The organism is Serratia rubidaea, assembly GCF_016026735.1.
Taxonomy (GTDB): Bacteria; Pseudomonadota; Gammaproteobacteria; order Enterobacterales; family Enterobacteriaceae; genus Serratia_B; species Serratia_B rubidaea.
Genome location: NZ_CP065640.1, coordinates 4751153 through 4764319, shown reverse-complemented (window position 1 = coordinate 4764319; position 13167 = coordinate 4751153). Strand labels below are relative to the sequence as shown.

Sequence of the window (13167 nt, the reverse complement as noted above, 5' to 3'; positions counted from 1 at the left end):
GATAATGCGCAAAATAGGATTAAGCTCAGTCTGCCCGACGCCGATGCGGCAAGATCGGGTTTGCGAATCCGTCAGGCTGCGGTAAGGTTATGCGTCTGTTTTAGCCGTTTGCTCCCTCCATTATTGTACTGAGACCGTTATGCATATCACTTTACGTCAGTTGGCTGTCTTTACCGAAGTGCTGAAAAGCGGCTCCACGACGCAGGCATCGCAGGTGTTGGCGCTGTCCCAGTCGGCGGTGAGCGCCGCGCTGGCCGATCTGGAAGGGCAACTTGGCGTGCAGCTGTTCGATCGGGTAGGCAAGCGGCTGGTGCTGAATGAGCATGGACGCCTGCTGTACCCCAAGGCGCTGGCGCTGCTGGAGCAAGCGGGAGAGATTGAGCAGCTGTTTCGTCATGACGGCGGGGCGTTGCGCATTGCCGCCAGCAGCACCATCGGCAACTATATGCTGCCGGCGATGATGGCGCGCTACCGGCAGGATTTTCCGGCCACGCCGCTGGAGCTGAACGTCGGCAACAGTCAGGACGTGATTAGCGCGGTGGCGGATTTCCGCGTCGATCTGGGGCTGATCGAGGGGCCGTGCCACATGCCGGAGCTGGTGACGCAGCCCTGGCTGGAGGATGAGCTGGTGGTGTTCGCTGCCCCCGATAATCCGCTTACCCGACAGCCGCTCACGCTGGCGACGCTGGCCGAGGCGCCGTGGATCCTGCGCGAGCGCGGTTCGGGCACGCGTGAAGTGCTGGACCATCTGCTGCTGGCGCACCTGCCGCATTTCCAACTGGTGATGGAGCTGGGCAACTCGGAGGCGATTAAACATGCGGTGCGCCACGGTATCGGCATCAGCTGTCTGTCGCGCCGGGTGATTGCCGAGCAGTTGGACAGCGGCGCGCTGGTGGCGCTGTCGGTGCCGCTGCCGCCGATGATCCGCACTCTGTATTTGATCCATCATCGCCAGAAACATATCTCCAACGCGCTGCAGCGTTTTCTCAGCTACTGTTTGCCCCCTGCCGAAGCATAAAAACCTGTGTTGTGTCACATAACTGACAGGAACTCAGGGAATTAGGGCTGTTGCTAATAATTGCCTCTGAATTATGAAGCTATCTTATATCACTGGAATGTTACTAGTGCGCCGGCGGGTATTTGTTACAATCCGCCCTCAATTTTTGGACGAGCAGATAGGGTAAGAATGGCTCAGCAGGATATAAAAACATCGGGGCAGCAACAGCCCGGACTCCGCCGCGAGTTAAAAGCGCGGCACTTAACCATGATTGCCATCGGCGGCTCTATCGGTACCGGTCTGTTTGTCGCCTCCGGCGCCACCGTGTCGCAGGCCGGCCCCGGCGGGGCGCTGCTTTCCTATGCATTGATCGGCCTGATGGTCTACTTCCTGATGACCAGCCTGGGCGAACTGGCGGCGTTTATGCCGGTGGCCGGTTCATTTTCCACCTATGGCGCCAAGTATGTGGAAGAGGGCTTCGGCTTTGCGTTGGGGTGGAACTACTGGTACAACTGGGCGGTGACCATTGCGGTCGACCTGGTGGCCGCACAGCTGGTGATGAGCTACTGGTTCCCCGACACGCCGGGCTGGATCTGGAGCGCGCTGTTCCTCGGCGTGATGTTCCTGTTGAACTACATCTCCGTAAAAGGGTTCGGCGAGGCGGAATATTGGTTCTCGCTGATTAAGGTCACCACCGTCATTATCTTTATTATCATCGGCATCCTGATGATTGTCGGCATTCTGAAGGGCGGCGAGCATGCCGGCTGGCAGAACTGGAGCATCGGCGATGCGCCGTTTGCCGGCGGTTTCTCAGCGATGATCGGCGTGGCGATGATTGTCGGCTTCTCGTTCCAGGGCACTGAGCTGATCGGCATCGCCGCCGGCGAATCAGAAAACCCGGGGAAAAACATTCCGCGCGCGGTGCGTCAGGTGTTCTGGCGAATTCTGCTGTTCTATATCTTTGCGATCCTGATCATCAGCCTGATTATTCCGTACACCGACCCGAGCCTGCTGCGCAACGATGTCAAAGACATCAGCGTCAGTCCGTTCACGCTGGTGTTCCAGCATGCCGGCCTGCTGTCGGCGGCGGCGGTGATGAATGCGGTTATTCTGACGGCGGTGCTGTCGGCGGGTAACTCCGGCATGTACGCGTCGACGCGTATGCTGTTTACCCTGGCGCGCGAGGGCAAGGCGCCGCGCATCTTCGGCAAACTGTCGAAGGGCGGCGTGCCGCGCAACGCGCTGTACGCCACCACGGTTGTGGCCGCACTGTGCTTCCTGAGCTCCATGTTCGGCAACCAGTCGGTATACCTGTGGCTGCTCAATACCTCCGGCATGACCGGCTTTATCGCCTGGCTGGGGATCGCCATCAGCCACTACCGCTTCCGCCGCGGCTATATGCTGCAGGGGCATGATTTAAACGCGTTGCCGTACCGTTCCGGCTTCTTCCCGCTGGGCCCGGTCTTCGCCTTTATCCTGTGCCTGATCATCACGCTGGGGCAGAACTACCAGGCCTTCCTGGAAGACAAGATTGACTGGTACGGCGTGACCGCCACCTATATCGGCATTCCGCTGTTCCTGATCATCTGGTTCGGCTATAAGCTGACGCGCGGCAGCCGTTTCGTGAAGTACCGCGATATGGAATTCCCGACGATTAAATAGCGGTGTTCGACCAACGCGGCGTGATGCGTCGCGTTGGTTTACTGACTGTCCTGCCGGCGTTTTTTCCTTTTCTGATGCATACCTCGTTACAAATTCCTCCTCAGACGTCATGGTCATCGACGTGATTGATAAGTATTATCGTTTGCTCTATTGTTGACGTCCGCTGCATCTCCGCAATGATGCTTTCCAGAATCTATGATCGCCGCCGTGGGCGGTGATGTCGTCGTAACAGGTACCCGAAATCATGAGCGTAACCACCGATCCTTTACCAGACGCGAGCGGCAAGTCCGGCGTCCAGGTTATGGGGCGTTATCAGCATATTCTCCGCCACCGTTTATTGATTATGGGCGCGCTGGGGATCGCGATAGTGGCTTCGCTGGTGTTGGATTTCACCATGGGGCCGTCCGGCCTGTCCTTATCCAGCCTGTGGCAGACGCTGATTCATCCGGCCAGCGCCGATGCCGGCACGCGGGTGATCGTCTGGGATATCCGCATGCCGTATGCGCTGATGGCGGTGGTGGTCGGCCTGGCGCTGGGGCTGGCGGGCGCGGAAATGCAGACCATCCTGAACAACCCGCTGGCAAGTCCCTTTACCCTTGGCGTCTCGTCGGCGGCGGCCTTCGGCGCGGCGCTGGCAATTGTGCTCGGCATTGGCGTGCCGGGGATCCCGGACCAGTGGTTTATTTCAGCCAACGCGTTTATCTTCGCGCTGCTGGCGGCGCTGATGCTGGACGGCATCACCCGCTGGACGCGGGTGGCGACCTCCGGCGTGGTGCTGTTCGGCATCGCGCTGGTGTTCACCTTTAACGCGCTGGTGTCGATGATGCAGTTTATCGCCAGCGAAGATACGCTGCAGGGGCTGGTGTTCTGGACCATGGGCAGCCTGGCGCGCGCCTCATGGGAAAAACTGGGCATTCTGCTGGCGGTGTTCGCCGTGCTGCTGCCGCTGTCGATGATGAGCTCCTGGAAGCTGACCGCGCTGCGTCTGGGTGAAGACCGCGCCGTCAGCTTCGGCATTGACGTACGCCGCCTGCGGCTGACGACGCTGCTGCGCATCAGCATTCTCTCCGCGCTGGCGGTGGCGTTTGTCGGGCCGATCGGCTTTATCGGCCTGGTGGCGCCGCATATCGCGCGTCTGATCTTTGGTGAAGATCACCGTTTCTACCTGCCTGCCAGCGCGTTGATCGGCGCACTGGTGCTGTCGATGGCCTCGGTGGCGTCGAAAAACCTGGTGCCGGGCATCATTATTCCGGTCGGCATCGTGACCTCGCTGGTGGGGGTGCCGTTCTTCCTCAGCATTATTCTGCGTCACCGGGGGAACGTCTGATGAGCCAGGGACTGCGTATTGAGCATTTTTCCGCCGGCTATCCCAAACGTCCGGTGATTAACGACCTGTCGGTAGCGCGTCTGGCGCGCGGCGATATTACCGTGCTGCTGGGGCCGAACGGCAGCGGCAAATCAACCCTGCTGCGTTCGCTGGCCGGTCTGAACCCGGCGCAGGGCAAGCTGTGGCTGGACGACAACGATCTGATGGCGATGCCGTTCGCCCGCCGCGCCGAGCAGGTGGTGTATCTGCCGCAGTCGCTGCCGGCCGGGGTGCACCTGCACGTGCTGGAGTCGATCATTGTCGCCCAGCGCGCCTCCGGCGGCCGCAGCAACGCCGGCAGCGAAGCCGAGGTGATGGCGCTGCTGGAACAGCTGGGGATCGCCCATCTGGCCCTGAGCTATCTCGATCAGCTCTCCGGCGGACAGAAACAGCTGGTGGGGCTGGCGCAGTCGCTGATTCGCCAGCCTTCGCTGCTGCTGCTGGATGAGCCGCTGAGCGCGCTCGATCTTAACTACCAGTTCCACGTGATGGATCTGGTGCGGCGCGAAACCCGCAAGCGTAATATCGTCACGGTGGTGGTGGTGCACGATATCAATATCGCGCTGCGTCACGGCGACCACGTGCTGATGCTGAAGGACGGCGAGCTGATTGCCGATGGCGCGCCGGAGGCGGTAATCACCCCGCAAAGCCTGGCGCAGGTGTACGGCGTGCGCGGACGTATCGAACGCTGCTCGCAGGGTACGCCGCAGGTATTGATTGATGGCTTGGTGAATGCGCCGGTGGTGTGATGGCTAACCCGCCTGCAATGGTTACGGAGGACCGCAGTGCTTTATTTTCAACTTCTAGGTGCTATTTTTGCGTGGTTGGCTATCGCGCTGTTTATCTGCGCATTTGTTTACTTTGGTATTAAAAAGAAGAAATACGCAGAGCTGATTGATTTATACAAGGCTAATGGTTTTTCTTTTCCAGGTCTCTACGCTGTTTTTTCACTGGCTGGTTTTTTCGGTTGTTTCCCTATGGCGTTATATTTTAAACGTTTGCTAGCGGAAAAGAGCGTGTGTATGTCTGGTGGTGAAAACATACCTCTGGCTGCTTATCACCTTATCAAGTCTCAACCTGCAGCGCTAACTGGCTGGGTGAGTAAACTGTATTACCTCTGGTTGTCGAGCATGCTGTTTTTTGTACTGGCAGCGGTTTGCGCCGTCTTGGTCAAGTTTTTCTCTGGCTGATTCGGTAGGAGAGGGTAATCCTTACATAATAATATAAAAAGGCCCGTTGCCGGGCCTGCTATGAACATCAGAAGTTATAGCTCATCCCTACGGTGTAGCGACGGCCGTCCAGCGTGGTGTTGTAGTGCTCGTAATCCACGGTCTTATCGAGAATGTTATACACCCCGCCGGTCAGCTGCAGGTTTTTTGCCGCCTGATAGCTGACGCCGACGTCGACGAAGGTATAGGACGGCGTGCTCTTGGCCATTGAGGTGCGGCTCAGGTACTCCGAGGTTTTACTGCGGAAGTTGACGCGGGTCCACAGATCGACGTCGTGCGTCGCCTGCCAGTCCAGCACGGTGTTGAACATATGCTTCGGCATCTGGTTCAGCGGTTTACCCTGGAACTGGCCGCTTTTCTGCTCCGACTCGGTGTAGGTATAGTTGGTGGTCAGCTGCCAGTCTTTGGCGAACTTCCAGCCGGCGGTGGCTTCGATGCCGCGCATATTGGCCTTATCGACGTTGACGCGGTCGCTGATAAAGTCGTAATCGATACCGCCGAGAGAGCAGCCCGGCTCGTCCTCGCAGCGCCTGACTTCGGTGATCTTGTCTTTGAAGTCGGTATTGAACAGGGTGATCCCGGCGTTCAGATTTTGCTGGTTATCCCACAGCAGGGCGATCTCTTCGCTCAGGCTCTTTTCCGGCTTCAGATCCGGGTTGCCGACGATCATGCCTTTGCTGGAACCGCCGCCGGTGGCCTGGCCCCAGCTGGCTGACGACTGACGCAGGTCCGGCGAGCGGTAGCCGGCGGAGACGCCGCCCTTCAGCGTCCACTGTTCGGCCAGATGCCAGACGCCGTACAGGCGCGGCGTCCAGTGGCTGCCGTAGTTTTGGTCGCGATCCATGCGGATGCCGCTGGTCAGGCTGAAATCATTGGTCATTGCCCACTCGTCTTCGGCAAACAGCGCCCAGCTCCAGCGGGTCAGCTGGTTGACGTCCCGCGCCGATTCCAGCTGGTTGCCGCCGTCGCTCAGTTTTTCGTAGCGATACTGGCCGCCGATATTCAGCATATGATCGCCCAGCGCAAACTGGTTCTGGGTATTGAAGATGGTGTTATACATCTTCATGTTGCGGCCCGGGTTATTGGTCTCTTCGCGCTGGATATAGCTGCTGGTATTGCCGAAATCGTAATAGCCGTTGTGCGTCAGCGAGTAGTTGGTGCGGGTATACAGACTGTCGCTTGGCTGGTTGGGTTTGCAGCTGCCTTTGCGGCAGCTTTCCGTCGCGGTGGATTTGCCCGGCGTACTGTTGCGGTCCTGCAGCGAACGGCCAAGCTCAAACTCAAACTCATTCTGCTCATCCGGCGTCAGGCTGAACACCGCGGTGCCGCTGCGCATGCGCTGTTCATTATAGCCGTTGACGATTTTGTCCTCCGCGCGGTGGGACAGCAGGCCGTTGACGCGCAGGCCGAGCAGGCCTTCAATCAGCGGGCCGGAGGCGTAGGCGTTGGTCTGGTACAGATCGCCGGAGTCGCGGTTTTCCTGGAAGGTGGCGTCGGCGTGCACCGAGCCGCGCCAGCCCTGCGTGGTGGAGGTTTTACGGGTGATGATGTTAATCACGCCGCCCATCGCGTCGGAGCCGTACAGCGAGGACATCGGCCCGCGCACCACTTCGATACGTTCAATGGCTTCCAGCGGCGGCAGCCAGCCCTGCTCGATCCCGGCGTTGTCGCTGTTGGGGCGGGTGCCGCGGGTATCCACGCGTTTGCCGTCGATCAGAATCAGGGTGTATTTGGATGACATGCCGCGGATGCTGATATCGCTGCTGCTGCCGCCGCCGGTGACCACCACGCCCGGCACGTCTTTCAGTGCGTCGGTCACGTCGCGGTAGGCTTTATTTTCGATCTGCTGACGCGGGATCACCGAGATAGAGGCGGCGGAATCCTGGATTTTCTGTTGGAAACCTGACGCGGTGACCACCATGGTGTCCTGTTCGGCGGCCAGAGCGGCCTGGCTGGCGAGTGCGGCGATAATGAATGCGGTGAGTTTGTTATAGCTTGGCTTTTCCATGGGATAACAATTCCTGGCCCAGAGCGGCAGAACAAGGTTGTCTGCCAAAAGAGTAAGTACAAATGAAAACCCATTAAATTCCGGAGAATTCAATGGCCCGCGTGAAAACGTGAGGCTATTGTAAGGAAATAATAGAGAATGTAAATGCAAATGATAATTCATATCATTTGTATATTTGATCAGGGTTTTAGATAAGAAACAATGCAGGGACAGGGACAGGGACAGGGACAGGGCGGCAATACGGCCGGCCCCCTTCGGCAGAAGAGGGCGCAGGGCGAAGAATCAGAAGGTGGTGGGGGTGTGGGCGCTGATGATGCGGCACTCGCGGGCCGAGGTATTGCTGAAGCTGTGGGCAATGCCGGTGTTGATGGCGTAGCTCTGGCCGGCGCTGAGCGGGTAGCTCTGGCCGTTGATGGTCAGCACGATTTCACCTTCCAGCACGGTGCCGATCTCCTCGCCCTGATGCTTGATTTTTTCCCCGGTGGTGGAGCCGGGCTGATAGGTTTCCAGCATCATTGCCAGATTGCGCGTCGGGCTGCCGTTATGCACCAGCTTCATCGAAACGCCCTGGCTGCCGATTTCGATCAGATCTTCCGCCTCGATCACCACTTTAGGTTCATCCGTACGCTCCGGCTCGGCAAAAAACTCGGACAGCGACAGCCCGTAGACCTTCAGGAGCTTCTGCAGCGTACTGATCGCTGGGCTGACCTTGTCCTGTTCAATGGTGCTGATGGCGCTGTGGGTCAGCCCGGACAGTTCGGCGACCCGCCGCTGCGACAGGCCTAACTGCTGACGGATTTGCGACAGGCGCTTTCCTGGCGCCAGGGGGATTTCGCTCATAGCGGTACTTCCTTCTGGTGGCTGCGACAGGCAGAGGTAAAACCGTGATACGGCGAAAGGGCGCCGCACGATCGTGGTAGCCGAATATCTGGCGTATCCATCATACGGAGGAAAGGATGGAAAATATATTGCCCATGCCTGTCTCCGCTAAAACGGAAAGAATATAGATGAAAACGGCGCTTACGGGTTTTTCGCCGAATGAAACGCACGCCGTTTCCGTAACTGATGAATAATCACGCCGCATTGTAACATTCGCCGGGCGTTAATGTTAATAGCATGTTTCTCTCCGTGGCCGTTATTTTGAGCGCGGGGCGCGGGGCGGGCAGCATGCCGCGGATTGGGTGTTGAAAAATGGCTGAAAGGGAGTAAGGTAAAGCCTAAGAAATAACTAAAGGTAATATCAGTCGCTGAAATATCCAGCTAAACGAAGGATTTTAGTGCGGTTGCCGAAAAGAATTTGCAGTTAGAGGGCTTCTGGATCTTGTCATCCAGAGGTTTTCTGATGCAAAATACGCGCAATGCAGAAATAGCCGACGTTTTAAAGCGTCGGTTATTTTTTTGCATCTAGTTTTGTAAACCGAGCGTTTCATACACAAGCGAGGCCGGACTCCGAGCCGGATAGATAAACAGTTTTGTGCACGATCAACCAAAAACTTCATTGGTCGTGACTCATGAGGAACAGAAAGATGGGGCAATTTTTCAATACAGCACCGGTGCCCGCCGGCTTCCGCTGCACCCGCGGCGATTACGGACCAGCAGCCAAGGTTTCCTTGATGCATATCCCGGCTCCCCTTACCCCTCTTTTAGAATTAAGTCGCCTGTTGCGAAGTTTCCCCGCAACCTTGAGTCTTAGCGTGTCTACTCTCCGCAAGTCTGAAGGTAAGGGGGGGCTGAACAATGTCCGATAACATCGTCAGCGCCGCTCCGGCACAGCGCGCGCAACTGCGCAAAACCCTTACTCTGGTACCTGTGGTCATGATGGGCCTGGCTTATCTGCAGCCGATGACCATCTTTGATACCTTTGGCATTGTTTCCGGCCTGACCGACGGTCACGTCGCCACCGCCTACGCCTTCGCGCTGCTGGCGATTTTGTTCACTGCGCTCAGCTACGGCAAACTGGTGAAGAAGTTCCCATCGGCCGGTTCTGCCTATACCTACGCGCAGAAGGCCATCGGGCCGCACGTCGGCTTTATGGTGGGCTGGTCATCGCTGCTGGACTATCTGTTCATGCCGATGATCAACATCCTGCTGGCCAAAATTTACCTGGAAGCGATCTTCCCGGGCGTGCCGTCGTGGATCTTTGTGGTGGCGCTGGTGGCGCTGATGACGCTGTTCAACCTGCGCGGCATCAAGCTGGTGGCGAACCTGAACTCCATTATCGTGGTGGTGCAGGTGGCGATCATGGTGGTGTTCCTCGGCCTGGTGATCAACGGCGTGTATCACGGCGAAGGCGCCGGTACGCTGGTGAGCAGCCGTCCGTTCTGGTCCGACAATGCGCACGTGGTGCCGATGATTACCGGCGCGACCATTCTGTGCTTCTCGTTCCTGGGCTTTGACGGCATCAGCTCGCTGTCTGAAGAAACCAAAGATGCCGAGAAGGTGATCCCGAAGGCCATCTTCCTGACGGCGCTGATTGGCGGCGTGATCTTTATCGTGGTGTCTTACTTTGTCCAGCTGTACTTCCCGGATATCTCCCGCTTCAAGGATCCGGACGCGTCCCAGCCTGAAATCATGCTGTACGTGGCCGGCAAGTTCTTCCAGTCGGTGATTCTGGTGTTCTCCTGCGTGACCGTACTGGCGTCCGGTATGGCGGCGCACGCCGGCGTATCCCGTCTGATGTATGTGATGGGCCGCGACGGCGTGTTCCCGGAGCGTTTCTTCGGCTATGTGCATCCGAAGTGGCGCACCCCGGCGATGAACGTACTGCTGGTGGGGGCGATCGCCCTGTCTGCGGTGTCGTTTGACCTGGTGACCGCGACGGCGCTGATCAACTTCGGTGCGCTGGTGGCCTTCACCTTCGTTAACCTGTCGGTGATCTCGCAGTTCTACATCCGCGACAAGATGAACCACGGGGTTAAAAATACCGTGAACTATCTGATTCTGCCGGTGCTGGGTGCGCTGACCGTCGGCGCGCTGTGGCTGAACCTGGAAAGCAGCTCGATGACGCTGGGCCTGGTATGGGGCGCAGTCGGCCTGATTTACCTGGCGTTCGTCACCCGCAGCTTCCGTCTGCCGGTGCCGCAGGCGAGTGAAGACGTGGCGTAAACGCTAAGCGTTAGCGCTGAATAAAAAAAGGGCTGAACATTGTTCAGCCCTTTTTTGTGCCCGCAGATTGGCGGATGGAATCAGCGCATTTCCAGCCGCGGGATCACCGACATGCCGACGCGCAGACGTGCGATATCGCTCTGGTTCGGCTCCAGCTGGATTTTCACCGGCAGGCGCTGCACCACTTTGGTGTAGTTGCCGGTGGCGTTGTCGGCGCTGATGGCGGCGAAGGTGGCGCCGGTAGCCGGCGCGATGCTGTCGACGTGGCCGCGCAGGGTGACGCCGGGCAGGGCGTCGACGCTGATGGTGACCGGCTGGCCGCGGCTGACGCTGGACAGCTGGGTTTCCAGGAAATTGGCCAGCACATAGCTCTGCTCAAGCGGCACCACCGCCAGCAGCCGCGTACCGGCGCTGACCCAGGCGCCCTGACGCACCGCCCGCTGACCGATCACGCCGTCGATAGGCGCCACGATGCGGGTATAGGAGAGATTCAGACGCGCCTGATCGACGCTGGCCTGCGCGGCGGCAATATCGGCGCCGGCCTGTTGCCGGCTGGCCTGCAGCACGCCGACTTCCTTGCGTGCGGATACCACGGCGGCCTGGTTTTGCTTGACCTGCGCGGCGGCGCTCTGCATGGAAGAGGCGGATTTCAGCTGTTCATCGGCCGAAATGGCGTTGCTTTTCAGCAGTCGGCGGTAGCGCTCGGCATTTTGGCCGGCATAGTTCAGCGTCGCCTTACTGGCGCTGACGGCCGCTTCGGCCTGGGCGATATTGGCCTGCTGCTGCTCCAACTGCGCCTGAATGCTGGCCAGTTTGGCGCGGCTGATCTGCAGGTTGGCCTCGGCGGTTTCCAGCGCGACGCGATAATCGCGGTCATCAATCGTCGCCAGCACGTCGCCGGCTTTGACCTGTTGGTTATCCTCGACGTTGACGTGTTGAATATAGCCGGACACCTTGGGGGCGACCAGCGTGTAGTCGGCGGTGACCACCGCATCGGTGGTGCTGTAGTCGTGGCGGTTGCTGAATGACCAGATGGCAAAGGCGCAGGCCAGCAACAGCACCAGCAGCAGCGCCAGGATTAATGTCCGTTTGGCAGGTGTAAAACTCATAGTTATGGTCTCGATGTTTTAGGTGCTAAAGGTAATAGCGTTTGTGGCGGATAGACGCGTTTTGGCAGCCAGAGGGTCAGCAGTACCAGTAACAGCGCGCAGCCGATAATCAGTAAATAGGCGTCGCTGATGCCGAGGATCAGCGCCTGGTGTTTCACCAGCGTTGAAAAGTGGCCGAGGTTTTCCGCCGAGCTGACGCTGCCGTCGGGCAGCAGTGGCGCACTGGCGCTGCTGCTGTCTCCGCTGGCGGCGGTCATCAGCCACGGGCGGTTGCCCAACTGATCGACCAGAACGTGCGAATGGAACTGCTCGCGCCGGTTGAGGAAATGGGTAACGAGCACCCCGGCCGCCACGCTGGAAAAACCGCGCACGGTGTTAAATATGGCGGAGGCGAACGGCCCTTCCGGCGGCGCCACCACGCTGGTGGAGCCCATCAGGATCGGCAGAATCATCATCGGCTGACCAAACGCCTGCAGTATCTGGATCAGCCAGAAGTTCTGGCGCGCCCACTCGGCTGTCAGCTGCATGCCCAGCAGGCAGGAGAGCATCATCACCCCGGCGCCCAGGGCCAGCATCCAGCGGCTGTCTACCCAGCGCCAGTTCAGCAGCGCGGCGATAAACGGCGCGATAACCAGCTGCGGCAGGCCGACGACCAGCGCCAGCGGTGCAAACTGGGCGGTGCGGAAGCCTTCCACCTGCGCAAAATAGGCGGACGGCAGCGACGACCCCGACAGCGACAGCATCAGCACCGCGGCGAGCGCCAGCAGGCCGAAGGCCAGGTTTCTGCGCCCCAGCATCTGCAGCTTGAACAGCGGCAGCGGGTGAAACCACTCGTTAATCAGAAACACCGCCAGCAGCGCGGCGGATGCCAGCAGCATGGCGCCAATAAGCGGCGAATTCAGCCAGTCCAGCCGCTCCCCCTGGGTGAGCGCCAGCAGCAGCAGCGCAATGCCGCTGCAGCCGGTCAGCATGCCGAACAGATCGGCCTGTTTCAGCCTCTCCAGCCGCAGCGGATCCTGCGGCAGCCCCCAGCCGATCAGCAGCGCGGCGACCAGGCACAGCGGCACCACCTGCCAAAAGGCGAACTGCCAGCCGACGCTGTCGGTCCACAGTGCGGTCAGCGACGCAGCGACGTTCGGTCCGAAGGTGGCGGTCAGCGCATAGGCGGCCAGGCCATAGAGTTTAATTTTGGGCGGCAGAAAACGCAGCGCGACCGTCATCAGCAACGGCGGCAGCGCGCCGCCGAACAGTCCCTGAATCACCCGCAGGGTAATAAAGGGTGCGGCGCCGGTGGCAAAGGGCTGCAGGATGCCCACTGCGGCAAAGCCGCTGATAACGATCAGGGCGAAGCGCCGCAGGGAAAAAGTGACGGCCAGCCAGGGCGCCACCATCATCGCCGCTACTTCGGCGGCCTGATAGGCAGAGGTGATCCAGCTGCCCGTGTCATAATCAATACCGATCGCCGCGCGGATATCCGCCAGCGCCAGACTGGAGATGCGATCGTTCAATCCGGATGTCAACGCGGCAATCAGCACGCCGACTAACCCCAGCGCCAGGCGCAGGGTAAAAGGGTGCGGCGGCGGCGCGGCCGCAGGCTGGGCTGTCATATGAGTACTCCAGAGAGGGGAATTAATCGATGCGGTGTACTGTATTGTGATACAAGTCGCGATTTATATTATATTGTGATGCAT

General features: G+C 59.2%; 10 protein-coding genes. 6 read left to right on the top strand and 4 right to left on the bottom strand.

Features of this window, described 5'->3' with window-relative positions; all coding sequences use genetic code 11:
- Positions 1-139 precede the first annotated feature (139 nt).
- From yieE to I6G83_RS22415, 5 genes are all read left to right on the top strand, one after another.
- Positions 140-1018 carry a DNA-binding transcriptional regulator YeiE gene (gene yieE / locus I6G83_RS22435; protein ID WP_054307586.1) on the top strand — a complete coding sequence of 293 codons (879 nt, stop codon included), beginning with the start codon at positions 140-142 and terminating at the stop codon, positions 1016-1018.
- A gap of 168 nt (positions 1019-1186) precedes the next feature.
- Positions 1187-2659 (top strand): amino acid permease, encoded by a 1473-nt coding sequence (locus tag I6G83_RS22430; RefSeq protein WP_054307585.1) that lies wholly within the window; start codon positions 1187-1189, stop codon positions 2657-2659.
- 244 nt (positions 2660-2903) lie between these two features.
- Entirely contained in the window at positions 2904-3986 is a 1083-nt protein-coding gene (locus tag I6G83_RS22425) for a FecCD family ABC transporter permease (RefSeq protein ID WP_054307584.1), read from the top strand.
- Complete coding sequence (locus I6G83_RS22420; RefSeq protein WP_054307583.1) at positions 3986-4774, top strand: ABC transporter ATP-binding protein; 789 nt, start codon at positions 3986-3988, stop codon at positions 4772-4774. The genes I6G83_RS22425 and I6G83_RS22420 overlap by 1 nt, the downstream gene beginning before the upstream one ends.
- 36 nt (positions 4775-4810) lie before the next feature.
- Positions 4811-5215, top strand: a complete 405-nt coding sequence (locus I6G83_RS22415) for a hypothetical protein (protein WP_054307582.1) — start codon at positions 4811-4813, stop codon at positions 5213-5215.
- Between the two features lie 67 nt (positions 5216-5282).
- On the opposite strand, the gene I6G83_RS22410 is transcribed toward I6G83_RS22415, so the two are convergent.
- Both I6G83_RS22410 and puuR read right to left on the bottom strand, forming a co-directional pair.
- The gene (locus tag I6G83_RS22410) at positions 5283-7262 is read right to left on the bottom strand and encodes a ligand-gated channel protein (protein WP_054307581.1); all 1980 of its coding nucleotides are present in this window, start codon (positions 7260-7262) and stop codon (positions 5283-5285) included.
- Positions 7263-7544: 282 nt separating this feature from the next.
- The gene (gene puuR / locus I6G83_RS22405; protein WP_015673041.1) at positions 7545-8102 is read right to left on the bottom strand and encodes an HTH-type transcriptional regulator PuuR; all 558 of its coding nucleotides are present in this window, start codon (positions 8100-8102) and stop codon (positions 7545-7547) included.
- A gap of 897 nt (positions 8103-8999) precedes the next feature.
- Here puuR and I6G83_RS22400 point away from each other — a divergent pair.
- Positions 9000-10367 (top strand): APC family permease, encoded by a 1368-nt coding sequence (locus tag I6G83_RS22400; protein WP_015673040.1) that lies wholly within the window; start codon positions 9000-9002, stop codon positions 10365-10367.
- A gap of 80 nt (positions 10368-10447) precedes the next feature.
- Here the strand turns inward: I6G83_RS22400 and I6G83_RS22395 are convergent, their stop codons facing one another.
- Positions 10448-11476 carry an HlyD family secretion protein gene (locus I6G83_RS22395; RefSeq protein ID WP_054307580.1) on the bottom strand — a complete coding sequence of 343 codons (1029 nt, stop codon included), beginning with the start codon at positions 11474-11476 and terminating at the stop codon, positions 10448-10450.
- A gap of 2 nt (positions 11477-11478) precedes the next feature.
- On the bottom strand, positions 11479-13083 hold the full coding sequence (locus tag I6G83_RS22390; protein ID WP_054307579.1) for an MFS transporter: 1605 nt from the start codon (positions 13081-13083) through the stop codon (positions 11479-11481).
- Positions 13084-13167 lie beyond the last annotated feature (84 nt).